This is a genomic window from Acinetobacter sp. YH01025 (assembly GCF_013420185.1).
In the GTDB taxonomy this organism is placed as follows: domain Bacteria; phylum Pseudomonadota; class Gammaproteobacteria; order Pseudomonadales; family Moraxellaceae; genus Acinetobacter; species Acinetobacter indicus.
This window is the reverse complement of sequence record NZ_VOYR01000007.1, coordinates 37,304-55,378: the sequence shown is the minus strand read 5'-3', so window position 1 is coordinate 55,378 and position 18,075 is coordinate 37,304. Positions and strand designations below refer to the sequence as shown.

Here is an 18,075-nt window from a genome sequence, read left to right as displayed (position 1 = left end):
ATGCACATTACGACTCCTGATATTGGTGTAGATAAAGCCACCGTGGCTGAAATTCTGGTCAAAGTCGGCGATAGCATCGCGGTCGATGACAGTATTGTGTTGCTGGAATCCGACAAAGCCTCTGTTGAAGTGCCAAGCACTTCAGCCGGGGTGGTGAAAAGCATTCTGGTCAATCAGGGTGATGAAGTCGCAGAAGGCGCGGTGCTGATTGAACTGGAAGCCGAAGATGGAACGTCACAAGCCGTTGAACCACAACTGGCTGATGCACCGCAAAAAACGTCTGAAAACACCCCGACCTCATTGTCTGATCAGGACATTATTGCGGAAGTGAGCAGCCATCAACCTGCGGCAGCCTCGCAAAACCAGACAGCAGCGGCTGGCAGCGCTGTAACCGTTGAAGTGAAAGTGCCGGATATTGGTGTAGAAAAAGCGCTGGTTGGTGAAATTCTGGTTCAGGTCGGCGATCAGATTGATGTCGATCAGAGCATTGTGGTGGTGGAATCGGACAAAGCCACGGTGGAAGTGCCAAGTACGGTATCGGGTACGGTGGCCTCTATTGAGATTCAGGCTGGCGATAGCGTCAAAGAAGGTGTGGTGATTCTGACCGTGGCCACGGCAGAGGCAGCACCAGCAGCTGAACAGTCGCAAGCTCAAGCCGAACAGCAACCCGCTGCTCAGGCGGCGCCTGAACCCAAAGCTGAACCAGCAGCGCCAGCTTCTGCAGCACCGGCGGGTGATGTCGAAGTGAAGGTCCCGGATTTAGGGGTTGATAAAGCCGCGGTTGCAGAAATTCTGGTACAGGTCGGTGATACGGTGGAAAAAGACCAGAGCATCATCGTGGTCGAATCGGATAAAGCGACAGTAGAAGTGCCAAGTACCGCCGCGGGTGTAATCAAGGCGATTCATGTCGAGCTGGGCCAGAATGTGTCAGAAGACATTGCCTTGGTGACTATTGAGGCGGAAGGTCAGACAGCGCCTGCACCGCAAGCAGCAAAAGCTGAAGCGCCAGCACAAAAAGCCGCACCTGCTGCGCCAGCCGCACAGGCCTCAAGCGCTGTACCGAGTACACATACTGCAGACAAGCTCACCAAAGAGCAAAATGCAGCGAACTCGAAAGTATATGCTGGTCCTGCAGTGCGTAAACTGGCACGTGAACTGGGTGTCATCTTGGCCGATGTCAAAGCTTCCGGTCCACATGCACGGGTCATGAAAGAAGACTTGGTGGCCTATGTGAAGTCGCGTCTGACAGCACCGCAAACTGCTCCGGCGGCCGCAGCGGTGGCAGCAGCACCATTGGGCTTGCCGAAATTGCCAAGTTTCGATGCGTTTGGTGGTGTGGAAGAGAAAGCTTTAACCCGCTTGCAGCAAGTGTCCATCCCACAGCTGTCTTTAAACAACTACATTCCGCAAGTAACCCAGTTTGATGCAGCAGACATCACCGAACTGGAAGCATGGCGTAATGAGCTGAAAGGCAACTTCAAGAAAGACGGCATCAGCCTGACCATTATGGCCTTTATCATTAAGGCAGTGGCCTACTTGCTGAAAGAAGAACGCGAGTTTGCCGGTCACTTGTCTGATGATGGCAAGTCTGTGCTGCTCCGCAATGAAATCCATATGGGGATTGCGGTAGCGACACCAGATGGCTTGACCGTACCGGTACTGCGTAATCCGGATCAAAAATCAATTAAGCAAATTGCTGTTGAATTGGGCGAGCTGGGTCAAAAAGCGCGTGACAAGAAACTGTCACCGAAAGACCTGCAAGGCACCAACTTTACCATTTCCAGCCTTGGCGCAATTGGTGGTACCGCCTTTACGCCGCTGGTGAACTGGCCACAAGTGGCAATTCTGGGGATTTCTCCTGCCACCATGCAACCGGTCTGGAATGGCGAAGGCTTTGATCCACGCTTAATGCTGCCACTGTCGCTGTCTTATGATCACCGTGTGATTAATGGCGCAGATGCAGCCCGCTTTACCAACAAGCTGACCAAGCTGCTCAAAGATATCCGGACTTTGTTAATCTAAAACGCCGCTTGGTGTTTCTCTGTGACAGAGAACGTGCAAAGTTAAAAAAACCCTGCTTCGGCAGGGTTTTTGCTTTGGGTACTTGAGTTTTTTCTGTGGCCGATTACAATAACAGCACTTCATTGGGGAGTAGCCGCTTTTTACGCAAAGTAAAAAGGTGATGGTCAACATATTTGCTCAACAGGGCATGGTCATCATAGCAAAGAACCAAAATGCTTTTCTCAAGCTTTCTTTTGTTGGCAAGACCTTTGATTTATCACTCTGCAGATTTGGCTAGCAGGAGGGATAGGTCATTGGTATGTGTGCTAGCCAGAGAAATCCATCATGTATGAATTCCTGATCTCAACTGCAATTGTCGCTTTGGCCGAAATGGGTGATAAAACCCAGCTGTTGGCCCTGTTACTGGCGGCCCGCTTCCGTAAACCGCTGCCAATTCTGCTGGCGATTCTGGCCGCTACCCTGATCAATCACGGTTTATCTGCAGCCTTGGGACAATGGATTACCACCATTTTAAGTCCTGAAATTCTGCGCTGGATTCTGGCACTCGGTTTTATTGGAATGGCGATCTGGATGCTGATTCCGGATCAGCTGGATGATGAAAATGAAAGCATCAACAAATGGCAGAAATACGGAGTGTTTGGTGCCACCTTTATTCTGTTCTTCCTGGCAGAAATTGGCGATAAAACCCAGATTGCAACCGTGGCGCTGGCTGCGCGTTTTGACAGTATTTTCTGGGTGATGATTGGCACCACCTTGGGGATGATGATTGCCAATGCGCCGGCAGTATTTATCGGCAATAAAATGGCAGAGAAATTACCGGTATCCTTGATTCATAAAATTGGTGCACTGATTTTCCTGATCATCGGGGTCAGCACCTTGTTGCAATATTATTTCTTTTAAAGGCTGCTACTGATTTTGGCCCAATCTTCCCGGTTGGGCTTTTTTATGGGCTGAACCTGACCCGTGCTTCTACAAAATAGTTGAAAGTTAAATTGTATATTGATTGTAAGTTGGCGGAATACCCTTTATTTTATAGGGAATTAAAAATTTAATGTAAAGATAAGATTTTTTGGGGACAAGGTATGGCGTTCGATCGCACCACATCACAAGTATTATTTGATAATGGCACGCATAAATGTATCAGTTTCACCAGTCTGGTCAAAGGTGAGGGCGTACAGGCCAACCAGTTTCTGATTCTGGACAATGACCGTGCCGCAGTTCTGGACCCGGGCGGCGATTTGACTTATGTGCCGCTGACCATGGAACTGAATAAATATACCCGCCTGACCAATCTGGACTATGTGATGGCATCGCATCAGGACCCGGATATTATTACCTCAATGCCGCGCTGGCTGGTGTATACCGATGCCAAAGTGGTGGCTTCGAAACTGTGGGCGCGTTTCTTGCCACACTTGAACTCGGCCTTTATGAGTGACCGGATGAAAGGCAACTGGCTGGAGCGTCTGATTGAACTGCCAGATCATGGCCAGGTGATTCCATTGGGACAGGCATCCATTGTCGCCATTCCTGCGCATTTTCTGCATTCGGTCGGTAATTTCCAGTTTTATGATCCGGTGGCCAAAATCCTGTTTTCCGGCGATATGGGCGCTTCAATGGTCGAAGATGCGTCCAAGCCGTTAGAAAACTTTGCCGCGCATATTCCAAAAATGAAAGCTTTCCATCAGCGTTATATGTGTGCCAATAAAGTCATCCGTTTATGGGTGAATATGGTGCGTCAAATGGATGTCGAAATGATTGTACCGCAGCATGGTACCGCGTTTGTGGGCAAGGAGCAGATCAACCAGTTCCTGGACTGGATTGAAACGCTGGAATGCGGTGTCGACCTGATGGATGAGTCGGTATTTACCTGTCCGACTTAAGCCAAAAAATCGCGTAAAAAAACTGAAAAAATAACTTGAGTGTAAAAACAACATTTTTTATATTTTCTTCCCCAAAAAAACTCTTTTTTGATGACGAGAATTTTAACAATGTTGTCTCAAGTTGCTTCCTCAGATGCGTGTCTTAGCTGCGGCGCATGCTGCACCTATTTTAGAGTTTCATTTTACTGGGCAGAAGGCATTCCCATGCCTGAGCATTATACCGAACCGGTAAATGCCCTCTATTCATGCATGAAAGGGACCAATCAGGCCAATCCGCGTTGTATTGCGCTGGAGGGAACGGTCGGACAACAGGTCAGCTGCTCTATGTACGAGCAGCGCAGTTCCAGTTGCAAAGAGGTACAGATTGCCGATGAGCAGTGCAATAAGGCACGCCGTGCGCATAACCTGATTCCTTTAGTGCTGGTCGAAGCGGCCAATGATGGCCAGGACCCGGATTTTGACCGGGTCAGTTAAAGACTTCAGCATCCAGATGCTGTTATCGTAGAAAAGCAGGCCATGGCCTGCTTTTTTCATCAGCAAACTCATCCGAATTGTCAGGATGTGCGGAATAAATAATTATTTATGCAATAACAAATGAAATTTATAGCAAGATTTGTTTATAATAGCGCACGGAAATTACCAGTGAGACTGTTATGTTGACCATCGTTCAAGAAGCGCTAACCTTCGATGATGTCTTATTACTCCCTGCCTACTCAACTGTCCTCCCAAAAGATGTCTCTCTAAAGACACGTTTAACTCGCGGCATTAATCTGAATATTCCTCTTGTGTCTGCAGCCATGGATACGGTGACTGAATCCCGTATGGCCATTGCAATGGCGCAAAATGGCGGTATTGGTATCCTGCATAAAAACATGGATATCGCAGCGCAGGCGGCTGAAGTACGTCGTGTGAAAAAATTTGAAGCCGGTATGGTCAAAGACCCGATCACTGTGACCCCAGAAACCACAGTACGTGAACTGATTGCCTTAACTCAAGCCAACAACATCAGCGGTGTTCCTGTGGTGAAAGATGGCAAAGTGGTGGGCATCGTCACCGGTCGTGATACACGCTTTGAAACCAATCTGGAGCAGCCGGTCAGCAACATCATGACCGGTCAGGACCGTCTGGTGACGGTGCGTGAAGGCGAATCAAAAGAAAATATCCAGGCACTGTTGCAACAGCACCGTATTGAAAAAGTACTGGTGGTGGGTGAGAACAACGAACTGCGTGGTTTAATTACGGTCACCGATTTCCGTAAAGCCGAACTTTATCCAAACAGCTGTAAAGATGACCTCGGTCGTTTACGCGTAGGTGCTGCAGTCGGTACCGGTGTAGAAACCCCAAGCCGTGTAGAAGCGCTGGTTGAAGCTGGTGTGGACGTGATTGTAGTCGATACTGCACACGGTCACTCTGCCGGTGTAATTGAACGCGTACGCTGGGTAAAACAGAACTATCCGCAAGTGCAGGTCATTGGTGGTAACATCGCAACGGGTGATGCTGCGCTTGCGTTATTAGATGCCGGTGCAGATGCAGTGAAAGTCGGTATTGGTCCGGGTTCTATCTGTACCACCCGTATTGTGGCCGGTATTGGTATGCCGCAAATCTCGGCGATTGACTCTGTAGCAAATGCATTAAAAGAACAGATTCCATTGATCGCGGATGGTGGTATCCGTTTCTCTGGCGATATGGCCAAAGCGATTGGCGCAGGTGCCAGCACGATTATGGTCGGTTCACTGCTGGCTGGTACTGAAGAAGCACCGGGCGAAGTTGAATTCTTCCAGGGCCGTTATTACAAGGCTTATCGTGGTATGGGTTCATTGGGTGCCATGGCGGGTGCAACCGGTTCTGCAGACCGTTACTTCCAGGACTCTAAAGCCGGTGCTGAAAAACTGGTGCCAGAAGGTATTGAAGGTCGCGTACCGTACAAAGGCCCAATGGGTAATATCGTGCATCAGATGATGGGTGGTTTACGTTCATCAATGGGTTATACCGGTTCTTCAACCATTGAAGACCTGCGTCAGAATGCCAAATTCGTGAAGATTACTGCAGCCGGTATGTCTGAATCTCACGTGCATGATGTGACCATTACCAAAGAAGCACCGAACTATCGCGTTGGTTGATTTTTGGTAATTCGCCTTATAGAAAAGCCGTCATAAATGTGACGGCTTTTTTAATTTTGGTGTAAAGTAAGCGTGTTGAAACAGGATGATGAAAATCACCATAACCCTATAAGAAGTGAGTAAGACATGAGTTATTTTGGAACCGATGGTATACGTGGCAAGTTTGGGGAGCTTCCAATTACACCAGAGTTTGCATTGAAACTAGGTTTCGCGGCAGGTAAAGTTTTAAAAAAATACAGCAAGAAAAATAAACCGATTGTGGTACTGGGCAAAGATACCCGTCTGTCAGGTTATATTCTGGAATCGGCGCTACAGGCTGGTCTGAACGCTGCCGGTATTTATGTACATTTACTGGGGCCATTGCCGACCCCCGCGATTGCACATTTAACCCGTGCCTTACATGCCAGTCTGGGCATTGTCATTTCTGCATCGCATAACCCGTATTTTGATAACGGGATTAAATTCTTTTCCAGCGAAGGCAAAAAACTGCCGGATGAACTGCAGGAAGCGATTAATCAAGAACTCGAAAATGAAATTCAGATTGAAGATAACGCCAATCTGGGTAAAAGCTTCCGCGTTAAAGACTCTGCCGGACGTTATATCGAATTCTGTAAATCGACCTTTCCTTATCATTTCGATCTGAACCATTTAAAAATTGTGGTGGACTGTGCCAATGGTGCAGCCTATAACGTTGGTCCGGCGGTATTTAAAGAGCTGGGTGCCAAGGTCATTCCGCTATATAACACCCCAGATGGTCTGAATATTAATGAAGATTGTGGTTCGACCCATCCGGAACAGTTACAGCAGGCGGTGGTAGAACATCAGGCGGATTTGGGCATTGCCTTTGATGGCGATGCTGACCGGGTGATTATGGTTGACAAAAATGGTGAGCAGATCACCGGTGATCATATCCTTTATATTCTGGCGACGCAGGCCAAAAACAAACCGGCAGGTATTGCCGGAACTGTCATGAGCAATATGGCACTGGAACTGGCGTTAGAAAAAGCTGGAGTCGAGTTTGTCCGGGCCAAAGTTGGTGACCGCTATGTGTTGCAGGCGCTTGAGGAAAATGGCTGGAATATCGGCGGTGAGCCATCGGGCCATGTCCTGACTCTGGATAAAAGCACCACTGGTGATGCGATTATTGCCGCATTACAGGTCTTAACCGTCATGGTAGAGCAGGGCAAAGCCCTGCATGAACTGGTTGCCGATTTTAAACTGTTCCCGCAAGTGCTGGTGAATGTACGTTTAGAGGCCATGTTTGACCCGTATGCCGTGCCCGCTTTAGTGGAAGAATTTGGTAAAGCAGAAGCGCAGCTGCAAGGCCGTGGCCGTATCCTGATTCGTAAGTCAGGCACTGAACCGGTGATTCGTGTAATGGTCGAAGGGGATGACCAGCAGGAAGTGACCGTACTGGCCAACCATCTGGCCGATGCCGTGCGTCATCATGCGATTGCTGCCTAAGGGGAGTATAGATGTCTGATTTAATTAAAGACTTAAGTGAATTACGTTTAAGCTATCAAAAAGGCGAGCTGCATGAGTCAGCCGCTTTGGCTGATCCACATCAGCAGTTCTTAAACTGGTTTAATCATGCACTGGAAATCAAACTGCATGAACCCTATGCCATGTCTTTGGCCACAGCCAATGCGCAGGGCCGTCCGCATGTGCGTACCGTGCTACTACGCGGTGCAACCGAACTTGGTTATGACTTTTATACCAACTATGACAGCCAGAAAGGCACCGACTTACTGGAAAATCCTTATGCGGAATTGCTGTTTTACTGGCCGGAACTGGAACGCCAGATTCGGGTTAGCGGCCGGGTGAGTAAAATTCCGGAGGAAGAGTCGCATCTGTACTATAACAAGCGTCCACGTGACAGCCAGATTGCGGCGCATATCAGTACCCCGCAAAGTGGTGTGATTGCCAGCCGTGAAGCGTTGCAACAGCGTTTTGCACAGCTTGCTGCCCAGGTGGGTGAGCAGGATGTACTGAGCAAGCCGGAATTCTGGGGCGGTTATCGTCTGGAACCGGATTATTATGAATTTTGGCAGGGGCGCCCGAATCGTTTACATGACCGTTTAAGTTATGAAAAAACCGATGGGGCATGGACACTGCAACGACTGATGCCTTAAATGTCGAATATACAGATTAAACAACGACCTTTTCTGACACGCCCTGAAAGTTTTCAGGGCGTGACGCCGTTGATTGCCCAGATTTTGGCGCGACGTGGTGTGCAATCCGAGCAGGAACTGGAACTGAAGCTGAAACACTTGCTGGCGCCGACCATGAAAGGGCTGGATCAGGCCATTCAGCTTCTGGATCAGGCCATTGACGAGCACAAAGAGATTGTCATTGTCGGTGATTATGATGCCGATGGTGCCACTAGTACCGCCTTAATGGTACTGGCCTTGCGTGAATTGGGTGCCAAAGTGCAGTATCTGGTGCCGGACCGGTTTAAATATGGGTATGGCCTGACCCCGGCAATTGCCGATCTGGCCTTTACCCGTTTTCAGCCTGATTTATTAATTACCGTTGATAATGGTATTTCCAGTCATGCCGGCGTGGAACAGGCGCAAGCACATGGTATGCAGGTTATTATTACCGACCATCACCTGACCACCAAAGCCACACCAGCGGCGGATGCCGTCGTCAATCCAAACCAGCTCGGCTGCGAATTTCCGAGTAAAGCGCTGGCTGGCGTCGGGGTGGCATTTTATGTCTTGGCCAACCTGTCCAGCTATCGTAAAAAACAAGGCAAATCCAGTTCCAATCTGACCCAATATCTGGATCTGGTGGCCTTGGGCACCTATGCCGATGTGGCCAGTCTGGACTATAACAACCGTATTCTGGTGGATGCCGGACTGAAAAAAATCCAGCAACATCTGTGTCGGCCGGGAATTTCAGCACTGCTGGATATAGCCGGACGAGAGGCAGCCAGCCTAAAAGCCCAGGATTTAGGTTTTGTGTTGGGACCACGGATTAATGCCGCGGGCCGAATGGAAACCATGGATATTGGTATTGAATGTCTGCTGGCCAATGATGCACAAACTGCTTATCGCTTCGCTGAACAGTTAAACCAGTTAAATGTAGAGCGTCGTCAGGTTGAAGGGCAGATCAAGCAGGAAGCATTGCAGGAACTGGAAAAAATCCAGCTCGATGCTAGCGAACTGCCTGCGGCCTTAATCATGTTTGAGCCGCACTGGCATCAAGGGGTGATTGGTATTGTCGCAGGTCGGCTGAAAGAACAGTTCCATCGCCCGAGTATTGTGTTTGCGGCTGATGAAGATGGTATTCATATTAAAGGGTCGGCACGTTCCATTGATGGTATTCATATCCGTGATGCGATTGAACAGGTAGCCGAGCAGTATCCGCATCTGGTCAGCCATTTTGGTGGACATGCAGCTGCGGCCGGACTGACCATTCAAAAAGCTCATTTTCAGGAATTTAGGCAGATTTTTGAACAGCTGATTGCCAGCATGGACCCTGAGCTGTTTCAGGCCACCTTATGGACCGATGGCGAATTGCCGGTAGAAGATTTTCATCTAGACACTGTGCATACCTTGCAGCACTTGGCGCCGTGGGGGCAGAAATTTCCACCGCCAATTTTTGAGGGACAATTTCAGATTGTAGATTATCGCTGGTTAAAGGATAGCCATTTAAAGCTGCGTCTGGCTTTAAATAACGGGCAGGTATTAGATGCAATTGCTTTTAGCGCCAAAGATAAATTTGCATTTGACCCGATGCAGGATAGCGTGCATTTGGTCTATGAGCTGGAACGCAATGAGTTTAATGGCAATGTCAGCTTACAGCTGCGGATTTTACATTTACAACAATAAAAAACCGCTCAAGTGAGCGGTTTTTTACTTTTAATCTAAAAGATTAGAAGCGGTACGCAGCACGAACGCCGAATACATTGCCTGCATCTTCAAAATTAATAGAGCCTTCTAGGCTAACTTGCTGATTAAAGAATTTCTTAGCGCGAATTTGGAAAGCATCGTCTAAGCCATCATCTGTATATCCAAGACCCACACTAAATGTTTTATCTAGATATAAATCGGTGCCTAAGTTAACTGCTTCATCATTAGCAAAAATAACGCCACCTTCGAAATTCATATCGTAAGCACCAACTTGAGTGACATATTTCGCACGTAATGTTGGGTCTACATCGTCTCCTACATCATTATCGAAACCTGCTAGACCCGCGGCGATAAGTAAACCAGGGACAGGTAGATAACCTAATTCAGCAGCATATACTGTTGTATCAAAATCTTCAGCGCCATCAGCTTCTAAAGTTATTTGACCAATACTGCCACTAACATAGAAATCTGTATTCGGAACGAAATATTCAACGCCTACACCAAAAGTAGTGCTTTCAACTACATCAAAATCCATATAAGTAATGGCTGCATTAATATTACTTGCACGGTTTAAAAAAGCTGCTTCATTCAAAGGCGAGTTTTTAACTTGCACTGGATTGAAATAATAAGTTCCATCAACCGCAAAACCAGTAGAAGTATCCCCATTATCTGGGTCTACAAGAGCAATTGTGCCCCCGATTTCAGCTTGATAAGCGTGTGCAGTTCCTAGGCTAGCAATAAGTGCTGTAGCAAGAGCAAGTTTCTTCAACATTTAGATTTTCTCTCTTTGTTATAAAAATATGACTGTTTTATGAACAGTTGTAACAAATTGTACAGTTTATATTCGTTCAGTCAATGTGCAAAAACTACCTAAATGCTTCTTATCAGTGCAAAAAACCCATCCGAAGATGGGTTTTTTTACGATTTATACGTTTCTATACAGATTAGAAGCGGTATTTTGCTGCTACACCAAAGCGGTTGTAGTCGTTGCTACCTGCTTCACCGAAACCGACACGACCTTCAAGGCTGACTTGTGGGGTGAAGAATTTACGGGCATTGATACCAAACTCGCTGTTGTCGTTCAGATCATTGTTGTAATAATCTGCACCGATACTCAGGGTTTTATCAATGTAGTAATCTGCTGCCAGGTTGTATTCGTCCAGATCGCCGAATGCTGCACCGGCTTCAAGGTTAATATCTTTACCATTGCTTAAGGTAGTGACATATTTGGCACGTAAGGTAGGGTCTACACCGTCGTCATAGTCATTGTCATAACCTTTTAAACCTGCAGCAATTAACAGACCCGGTGCTGGCAGATAACCTACTTCTGCACCATATACAGTGGTATCAAAATCGCCACCTCTGTCAAATTTAATGTCATCACGTCCGACATTACCGCTCAAGTAAAAGTCCGAATTAGGTACAAAGTACTCTGCACCTACACCATATTGATGACGTTCATCATTACCGAGTTCGTCATATTGGTATTTGGCATTTACGTTGCTGGCACGATCAAGGAAGGCTGCTTCTGCCAAAGGCGCATTACGCGTTTGAACAGGGTTAAAGTAATAGGTACCATCTACACCAAAAGAACCACTTGTGCCGCCATGATCTGGATCAATTAATCCTGCAGAAGCACCAATTTCAGCTTGGTATGCATGTGCTGTACCTGCGACTGCGAATACAGATAAAAGTGCTGAAGCAATTGCTAGTTTTTTCATGGATCTTACCCCTCTGAAATCAGGTTGACTGTTTAATTTTTTGTTACAACTTCAGTCTAGGCCAAATAAAATTTTGGTCAATCCAGCAAAAGTTACCGCATTGTTTCAGCTGTAATATTGTGTAATTGATTAATTTTAAGATATTGATAAATAATATAAAATAATTAATGTTTTGTTTTATTAAAAGTATGGAGATTCTGTGAATTTAGGTCAATTTGTATAATTTTTGCGCTGTATTATAAGTTATGATGCGGCTTTGTAAAACCCTTTTGCGAAAGATGAAAAATTTCATTTTTATCAATTTGAAAGCCAAGAACGGGCAATTAAACCGAATTTTAAACGTGGTTTTTTCTTGATCTTTCTTCTAGTTTGCTGGGTTCTGTAGGTTGTGCTCATCATGGCCGTCTAAGTTTATATCCATCATTTTAGTTGAGTGGATGCAGGCGCCTCTTACTCCTGATTGGCTCTATGCTACAATACACGGGTTTTATCGATATTTTTTGAGAGCATTCACGTGGAAATTAATCCTTATCTAAACCAGCTAAAAGACTTGAACGAACGTGGTCAAACACTACGGGGGTATCTTTGACTACGATCTTAAAAAAGAGCGTTTAGAAGAAGTTCTCCGTGAATTGGAAGATCCGGCCATCTGGAATGACCAGAACCGCGCCCAAGCCATGGCCAAAGAAAAAGGCGAGCTTGAGAACGTTCTGAATGTATTAGACGGTCTGGCAACACAGCTCGAAGATGCGCAGGCAATGCTGGATCTGGCGGTGGAAGCCGATGAAGAAGCCATGCTGGAAGATGTGCAGGCCGAATTGAGCGCCGCTGAAGAAGAGTTGGCAAAACTTGAATTCCGCCGGATGTTTAACAATCCAATGGACCCGAACCCGTGCTATGTCGAAATTCAGGCCGGTTCTGGCGGTACCGAAGCACAAGACTGGGCTTCAATGCTACTGCGTATGTATATGCGCTGGATTGAGCGTCATGGCTTTAAGGCCGAGCTGATGGAAGAATCAGACGGTGATGTGGCCGGGATTAAATCTGCGACTATTCGTGTAGAAGGCGAGTATGCTTATGGCTGGTTGCGGACTGAATCGGGTGTCCATCGTTTGGTGCGTAAGTCACCATTTGACTCGGGTAACCGCCGTCATACGTCATTCTCTGCAGTGTTCGTTTCACCTGAAGTAGATGATAATATTGAAATTGAAATCAATCCGTCAGATGTCCGTACCGATACCTATCGTGCATCGGGTGCTGGTGGTCAGCACATTAACAAAACTGACTCTGCCGTGCGTTTAACCCACATTCCAACCGGTATTGTGGTGGCCTGTCAGAACCAGCGTTCACAACATGCCAACCGTGACCATGCCTGGAAACAGTTACGTGCCAAACTCTATGAACTGGAGATGAACAAACGTAACGAAGCTGCGCAAGCGCTTGAAGATTCCAAGTCAGATATCGGCTGGGGCAGCCAGATCCGTTCTTATGTATTGGATGACTCGCGGATTAAAGACCTGCGTACCGGTGTCGAAAACTCCAACACAGGCGCAGTGCTGGACGGTGATCTGGACAAATTTATTGAAGCGAGCTTAAAGCAGGGGCTTTAAGCCGCTGTCAATAAAAAAGTATCAACAACAAGGCACTAGTAGTGTAAAACTAATATATCTAAAAAAATCGATATATAAATCGAAAAAATACGATATATTGGATAGGAACACTGAATAGTGCTTTGTTGCGTTCCTTGAACACAGCCTGATGCGACGTGCCTGAATTATGGATATTGATTTAATTTTTAAAGCCTTAGCCAATCCGACGCGCCGACAAATCTTGCTCTGGTTAAAACATCCGGAACAGTTTTTGTCAGAAGAGCAGTGCGGCGGCTTTCAACGTGGCGTCTGTGCCGGCAATATCGAAAAACTCGGTAAGGTGTCGCAGTCAACCATGTCCAATCATTTATCTGTGTTACAGCAGGCCGGTTTAATTCAGGCTGAAAAACATGGTCAATGGTCCTATTTCTCCCGCAACGAAGCCCTGATTCAGCAATATATTGAATTTTTAGAAAGCTCACTCTAAGACAAAACAGCATCTGTTTGGTCGCGTGCAGCTACAGAGGCATCTATGGCAGAACTGAATAATCCCTTAACCCTGGGTCAACTCCAGTTAAAAAATCGTGTGGTGATGGCACCCTTAACCCGTAGTCGGGCTACGGATGATCGCGTTCCGACGGCATTAATGGCGGAATATTATGCCCAGCGTGCCAGCGCCGGTCTGATTATTTCTGAAGCCACAGTCATTTCTGAAGAAGCCAATGGCTATTTAAATACTCCGGGCCTGTTTAGCGATGCTCAGGTTGAAGGCTGGAAGCGGGTCACCCATGCAGTGCATGAGCGCGGCAGTTTAATTGTGGCGCAGTTATGGCATGTGGGCCGGGTGTCGCATCCCGATTTACTGCAAGGCGAAACACCGGTGTCTGCCAGTGCTGTGCAACAGGCCGGTCACGTCAGCTTGCTGCGTCCAAAACGTCCTTATGTGCTGCCACGTCCACTGGAAATTGCTGAAATTCACGCGATTACCGAGCAATATAAACAGGCAGCGATACGTGCCAAAGACGCCGGTTTTGACGGGGTAGAACTGCACGCGGCCAATGGCTATTTAATTGACCAGTTCCTGCAAAGCAAGACCAACCAGCGTGAAGATCAGTATGGCGGTTCGGTTGAAAACCGTGCCCGTTTCTTGCTGGAAGTGGTGGATGCCTTGATTGAAGTCTGGGGTGCTGGACGTGTGGGTGTACACCTTGCACCGCGCGGTGATGAGCATGATATGGGTGATGATGATCCACGTGAAACATTTGGCTATGTGATGCAGGAATTGGGTAAACGTCAGATCGCGTTTTTCTTTACCCGTGAATATTTGGCAGAAGACAGTATTTCCGAGTATATGAAACAGCGTTCAGGTGGTGTTCCCTACATTGCCAATATGCGTTTAAGCCGTACCGATGCGATTGAACTGCTGGCTTCGGGCAAAGCCGATGCCGTGTCTTTTGGTAAGGCTTATATTGCCAACCCGGATTTATATGAACGTCTGCTGGATGATGCACCGCTAAATGATTTGCAGCTGGAAACCATGATTGGGGTGCAGGGTGCAGCAGGCTATACCGATTATCCAACTCTGGCTGAAAGCGTGGTGAATGCCGACTAAAGCAGCCGCGTTGTTGCTTTGCTTTTTTATTTGGAGCCATATCCATTAACATGCGGATAGGGCTCTGTTATATTCTCAGGGCAAAAAATCAGTTTGAGGCATCTCTTTGGCTACTCCGTTTTGGTATAACGCAGCGTTATCTTTTCTAAAACCGTTGTATCGGTCGCGTATTAAAAAGCGGGCCGAGAGTGAAGCGCAGTATCAGCAGGAAATTGTAGAGCGTTTCGGGCCATTTCAGCCGCCGAAAAATCTGCAGGCGATCTGGTTTCATGTGGTCTCGGTGGGAGAAACCAACGCGGCCCAGCCTTTAATTGAACATTATTTAAAAGCCGGTCATCCGGTGCTGGTCACCAACACCACCAAAACCGGACAGGCACGGGCTAAATCTCTCTTTTTAAAAGCACCGTATGAGGCGCTGTTTCAGGCAGTGTATTTACCAGCTGACCAGAAACATCTGATTCGGGATTTTTATCAGAAATATCAGCCGAAATTATTGCTGTTGATAGAAACCGAGCTGTGGCCGAACCTGATTGATCAGGCCAAAAACTTCCATGTGCCATGCCTGTTGCTAAATGCACGGCTGTCTGAAAAATCGGCCAAAGGCTATGCCAAAGTCTCCGGCCTGACCCGGGCGATGTTGCAGGGTTTGACGCAGCTGTTGGTGCAAGATCAGGCCTCACATAGCCGCTTTGTGGCACTGGGTGCAGCTGCTGAACAGACCCAGGTGGTGGGCAGTATTAAATTTGATATTAGTGCACCGCCTGCTTTTATTGAACAGGCCAAAATGTTGCAGCAGGACTGGCAGCTGACAGGTCGTAAAGTGATCACACTGGCCAGCACCCATGCTCCAGAAGAAAAAGACGTACTGGCCGCGTTAAAACCAGCCTTGATGGCAGATCCGGCACTGGTCTGTATTGTGGTGCCGCGCCATCCGGAACGTTTTGATGAGGTCTTTCACGCGGCACAGGCTTTGGATTTGCGTACCCAACGCCGCAGTTTGGGACAAACTATTGAAGCGGATACCCAGGTCTATCTGGCCGATTCAATGGGCGAAATGTGGCTCTGGTACGGTCTGAGTCAGGCCTGTTATGTTGGCGGTTCTTTAAATGAACCGGGTGGTGGGCATAATATTCTGGAGCCGATAGCGCTGCAGGTGCCGACTATTCTGGGTAAGAATTATTTTAACTTCCAGACCATTGTCGATGAGTTTGTCGACGCTCAAGCGGTGGTGGTGGTAGAGAATGCTGAACAAGCGGCACAGACCATGCTGGAGATCTTATCGGATTCCTCCAAAGCACTGACTTTAAATACTGCAGCACAAAAGATTATGCAGCAGAATCAGGGTTCACTGGCAAAGCATATTCAGGTAATTGATCAATATCTTTGATGATATTCTGATGGGTAAAGAAGCTGATTTTCATGGATTTACGAGATCAGATTAAAACTGAGCCTTCTCTTTATCGATTTAATGCCAGGAACTCTTCTTCTTTTACTTTAGTTTGGAAAAAGGAGTCCTGCCTCGGACCGTTGTGGATGACGTTTCCGCCTATCCAGTGATGGATTTGTTGAGTTATTTTTTTATGAATATTGTCCTTCTTGATCCTCGCCAAACTGAATCTGAACTGTGGTCGATTAGTTCAACGCGGCAGTTAGCGCATTTGCAACAGCATCTGGATATTCAGGTTGGTGATACCCTGAAAGTTGGGATTCGTGAAGGCAAACGGTATCTCACGGAAATTATCGAAATTACAGACAAAACAGTTCGTCTAAAACCGTTAAAAGAAGAAGCTGTGCCAGCAAAATTGCCAGTGACGTTAATTGTGGCTTTACCACGTCCGAAAGTGCTGCGCCGTTTAATTATGGATGCCGTCACGGTCGGGGTGGAAAAAATTATCCTGATGCATAGCTATCGGGTCGATAAAAGCTACTGGCAGACGCCATTTTTACAGCAGCTGGAGCATTATATTGAACTGGGGCTGGAGCAGGCTGGCGATACCATTGCACCAAAAGTTGAACTGTACAAACGCTTTAAACCCTTTGTTGAGGATGTTTTACCGGGTCTGATTAGCGCTGATTGTCCCGCCTATGTGGCACATCCCTATGCAGAGATGCGCATGCCTGCCGCGATTCAGCATCCCTGTAGCATCGTGATTGGGCCGGAAGGCGGTTTTATTCCTTATGAGGTCGATCTTTTGATACATAACGGCTGCCAGGCGGTGAGTCTGGGCAACCGGATTATCCGCACGGAAACCGTGATTCCGTATGTGCTGGGACGTTTATTTAGTCTCTGAGCTGTCTGCCACGGATGGATCACCGCGATAGACTTTCACTTCCTGCACTGGGTAAGGAATGGAAATGCCCTGTTCGGCAAAGCTTTGAATGACTTCTTCCTGAATTTTACTGATTGATGCCGCGCTATTGGTTTCGCTGGTATTAATCCACCATTGCACGCGTAAATTGACCGAGAAATTGGCCAGCGCATCGACATTAACGCTAAATTCCGGCTGGGTCAGAATGGTCGGGTCACGTTTCAGAATGCACATCACCAGATCTTTGGCTTTCTGAATGTCATCTTCATAGCCAATGCCGACCACAAATTCGCAGCGGCGGCGTGGAAAGGCAGTATTGACAGTAATGGCGCTGGTATAGACCGTGGCATTGGGAATCACAATGCGGCGACCATCGGCCGAGCGTAAAAAGGTGGCGCGAATCTGGATATCTTCGACCGTACCTTCTAATCCATTCACCAGAATGCTGTCGCCAATTTTAAAGGGCTCACCCAGTAAAATCAGCACGCCGGAAAGCAGGTTCTGGAAAATATCCTTAAAGGCAAAGCCAATGGCAACCGAGCCAATCCCGAGGGCGCTCATCAGCTGGCTTGGGGTAAAACCAGGAATGGCAATCACCAGACCAATTAAGAAACCGAAGAAGATAATCACCGAACTGCCAACCCGGTTCAGTACCAGCACCAGATTTTGCCGGGTATAACTGCGGTTGGATAAGGTTTTTTTCACAAAAAATTTAAACAGCTGGGCAATCAGCCAGAAAATCAGAATCACGCCAAGCGCGATCAGGAAATAGGGCACACGCTCCCAGAAGCCTTCCATGATTTTATCAATAGCAGAATAGGCATCATTGTATTTATGGGTATGTTCAATGACTTTCTGGGTGGTTTTTTCCGTGGCCTGTTGAATCAGCTCGGAAGTTTCTTGGGTGACTTCGCCCAGTTGGTTTTTTTCTTCGGCCACGAATCTGCCAGTCCTCAGCAATAAAA

16 protein-coding genes and 1 riboswitch are annotated in these 18,075 nt (G+C 47.3%); of the genes, 13 read left to right on the top strand and 3 right to left on the bottom strand.

Annotation, left to right across the window (positions count from 1 at the left end):
• The 8 genes from FTT89_RS08780 to recJ all read left to right on the top strand — a co-directional run bounded on the left by FTT89_RS08780 (window position 1) and on the right by recJ (window position 9,858).
• Window positions 1-2,022 carry a 2-oxo acid dehydrogenase subunit E2 gene (locus FTT89_RS08780; protein ID WP_180134205.1) on the top strand — a complete coding sequence of 674 codons (2,022 nt, stop codon included), beginning with the start codon at window positions 1-3 and terminating at the stop codon, window positions 2,020-2,022.
• Window positions 2,023-2,134: 112 nt separating this feature from the next.
• Window positions 2,135-2,275, top strand: a riboswitch (yybP-ykoY riboswitch).
• 71 nt (window positions 2,276-2,346) lie between these two features.
• The gene (locus FTT89_RS08775; protein ID WP_016658743.1) at window positions 2,347-2,922 is read left to right on the top strand and encodes a TMEM165/GDT1 family protein; all 576 of its coding nucleotides are present in this window, start codon (window positions 2,347-2,349) and stop codon (window positions 2,920-2,922) included.
• A gap of 182 nt (window positions 2,923-3,104) precedes the next feature.
• The gene (locus tag FTT89_RS08770; protein ID WP_005180798.1) at window positions 3,105-3,902 is read left to right on the top strand and encodes an MBL fold metallo-hydrolase; all 798 of its coding nucleotides are present in this window, start codon (window positions 3,105-3,107) and stop codon (window positions 3,900-3,902) included.
• A 108-nt stretch (window positions 3,903-4,010) separates the two neighbouring features.
• Window positions 4,011-4,376 carry a YkgJ family cysteine cluster protein gene (locus FTT89_RS08765; RefSeq protein WP_075167288.1) on the top strand — a complete coding sequence of 122 codons (366 nt, stop codon included), beginning with the start codon at window positions 4,011-4,013 and terminating at the stop codon, window positions 4,374-4,376.
• A 179-nt stretch (window positions 4,377-4,555) separates the two neighbouring features.
• Entirely contained in the window at window positions 4,556-6,022 is a 1,467-nt protein-coding gene (gene guaB, locus FTT89_RS08760) for an IMP dehydrogenase (protein ID WP_005180795.1), read from the top strand.
• A 126-nt stretch (window positions 6,023-6,148) separates the two neighbouring features.
• Window positions 6,149-7,486, top strand: a complete 1,338-nt coding sequence (gene glmM, locus FTT89_RS08755; RefSeq protein WP_005180793.1) for a phosphoglucosamine mutase — start codon at window positions 6,149-6,151, stop codon at window positions 7,484-7,486.
• Between the two features lie 11 nt (window positions 7,487-7,497).
• Window positions 7,498-8,154: a pyridoxamine 5'-phosphate oxidase gene (pdxH, locus tag FTT89_RS08750; RefSeq protein WP_005180791.1), complete on the top strand. Its 657-nt coding sequence runs from the start codon at window positions 7,498-7,500 to the stop codon at window positions 8,152-8,154.
• Window positions 8,155-9,858: a single-stranded-DNA-specific exonuclease RecJ gene (gene recJ, locus FTT89_RS08745; RefSeq protein ID WP_168381589.1), complete on the top strand. Its 1,704-nt coding sequence runs from the start codon at window positions 8,155-8,157 to the stop codon at window positions 9,856-9,858.
• A 43-nt stretch (window positions 9,859-9,901) separates the two neighbouring features.
• Here the strand turns inward: recJ and FTT89_RS08740 are convergent, their stop codons facing one another.
• Both FTT89_RS08740 and FTT89_RS08735 read right to left on the bottom strand, forming a co-directional pair.
• A complete protein-coding gene (locus tag FTT89_RS08740; protein ID WP_180134204.1) occupies window positions 9,902-10,651 on the bottom strand; it encodes a putative porin in 750 nt (249 codons plus the stop codon).
• A gap of 172 nt (window positions 10,652-10,823) precedes the next feature.
• A complete protein-coding gene (locus FTT89_RS08735; protein ID WP_104513195.1) occupies window positions 10,824-11,600 on the bottom strand; it encodes a putative porin in 777 nt (258 codons plus the stop codon).
• Between the two features lie 514 nt (window positions 11,601-12,114).
• Here FTT89_RS08735 and prfB point away from each other — a divergent pair.
• The 5 genes from prfB (at window position 12,115) to FTT89_RS08710 (ending at window position 17,092) form a co-directional block, all read left to right on the top strand.
• Window positions 12,115-13,210 (top strand): peptide chain release factor 2 gene (gene prfB / locus FTT89_RS08730; RefSeq protein ID WP_104470758.1). Its coding sequence is split into 2 segments (ribosomal slippage): window positions 12,115-12,186 and window positions 12,188-13,210, totalling 1,095 coding nucleotides; the frame shifts between segments, so codons are not numbered across the junction.
• Window positions 13,211-13,376: 166 nt separating this feature from the next.
• Window positions 13,377-13,676, top strand: a complete 300-nt coding sequence (locus FTT89_RS08725) for a helix-turn-helix transcriptional regulator (RefSeq protein ID WP_104489264.1) — start codon at window positions 13,377-13,379, stop codon at window positions 13,674-13,676.
• Window positions 13,677-13,721: 45 nt separating this feature from the next.
• Window positions 13,722-14,801, top strand: coding sequence for an alkene reductase (locus tag FTT89_RS08720; protein ID WP_180047232.1), 1,080 nt, complete (start codon window positions 13,722-13,724; stop codon window positions 14,799-14,801).
• Between the two features lie 106 nt (window positions 14,802-14,907).
• The gene (locus FTT89_RS08715) at window positions 14,908-16,188 is read left to right on the top strand and encodes a 3-deoxy-D-manno-octulosonic acid transferase (protein WP_180134203.1); all 1,281 of its coding nucleotides are present in this window, start codon (window positions 14,908-14,910) and stop codon (window positions 16,186-16,188) included.
• Between the two features lie 193 nt (window positions 16,189-16,381).
• Window positions 16,382-17,092, top strand: coding sequence for a 16S rRNA (uracil(1498)-N(3))-methyltransferase (locus FTT89_RS08710; protein ID WP_005180773.1), 711 nt, complete (start codon window positions 16,382-16,384; stop codon window positions 17,090-17,092).
• Here the strand turns inward: FTT89_RS08710 and FTT89_RS08705 are convergent.
• Entirely contained in the window at window positions 17,078-18,049 is a 972-nt protein-coding gene (locus tag FTT89_RS08705; RefSeq protein WP_180134201.1) for a mechanosensitive ion channel family protein, read from the bottom strand. The genes FTT89_RS08710 and FTT89_RS08705 overlap by 15 nt on opposite strands.
• Window positions 18,050-18,075: the final 26 nt, after the last annotated feature.

What these genes read in the sequence shown, in the direction of transcription:
- FTT89_RS08720 (WP_180047232.1), top strand. Translation starts at nt 13,722, where the DNA reads ATGGCAGAACTGAATAATCCCTTAACCCTGGGTCAACTCCAGTTAAAA.
- pdxH (WP_005180791.1), top strand. Translation starts at nt 7,498, where the DNA reads ATGTCTGATTTAATTAAAGACTTAAGTGAATTACGTTTAAGCTATCAA.
- recJ (WP_168381589.1), top strand. Translation starts at nt 8,155, where the DNA reads ATGTCGAATATACAGATTAAACAACGACCTTTTCTGACACGCCCTGAA.
- FTT89_RS08740 (WP_180134204.1), bottom strand. Translation starts at nt 10,651, where the DNA reads ATGTTGAAGAAACTTGCTCTTGCTACAGCACTTATTGCTAGCCTAGGA.
- FTT89_RS08780 (WP_180134205.1), top strand. Translation starts at nt 1, where the DNA reads ATGCACATTACGACTCCTGATATTGGTGTAGATAAAGCCACCGTGGCT.
- FTT89_RS08710 (WP_005180773.1), top strand. Translation starts at nt 16,382, where the DNA reads ATGAATATTGTCCTTCTTGATCCTCGCCAAACTGAATCTGAACTGTGG.
- FTT89_RS08735 (WP_104513195.1), bottom strand. Translation starts at nt 11,600, where the DNA reads ATGAAAAAACTAGCAATTGCTTCAGCACTTTTATCTGTATTCGCAGTC.
- FTT89_RS08725 (WP_104489264.1), top strand. Translation starts at nt 13,377, where the DNA reads ATGGATATTGATTTAATTTTTAAAGCCTTAGCCAATCCGACGCGCCGA.
- guaB (WP_005180795.1), top strand. Translation starts at nt 4,556, where the DNA reads ATGTTGACCATCGTTCAAGAAGCGCTAACCTTCGATGATGTCTTATTA.
- FTT89_RS08775 (WP_016658743.1), top strand. Translation starts at nt 2,347, where the DNA reads ATGTATGAATTCCTGATCTCAACTGCAATTGTCGCTTTGGCCGAAATG.
- FTT89_RS08770 (WP_005180798.1), top strand. Translation starts at nt 3,105, where the DNA reads ATGGCGTTCGATCGCACCACATCACAAGTATTATTTGATAATGGCACG.
- glmM (WP_005180793.1), top strand. Translation starts at nt 6,149, where the DNA reads ATGAGTTATTTTGGAACCGATGGTATACGTGGCAAGTTTGGGGAGCTT.
- FTT89_RS08765 (WP_075167288.1), top strand. Translation starts at nt 4,011, where the DNA reads ATGTTGTCTCAAGTTGCTTCCTCAGATGCGTGTCTTAGCTGCGGCGCA.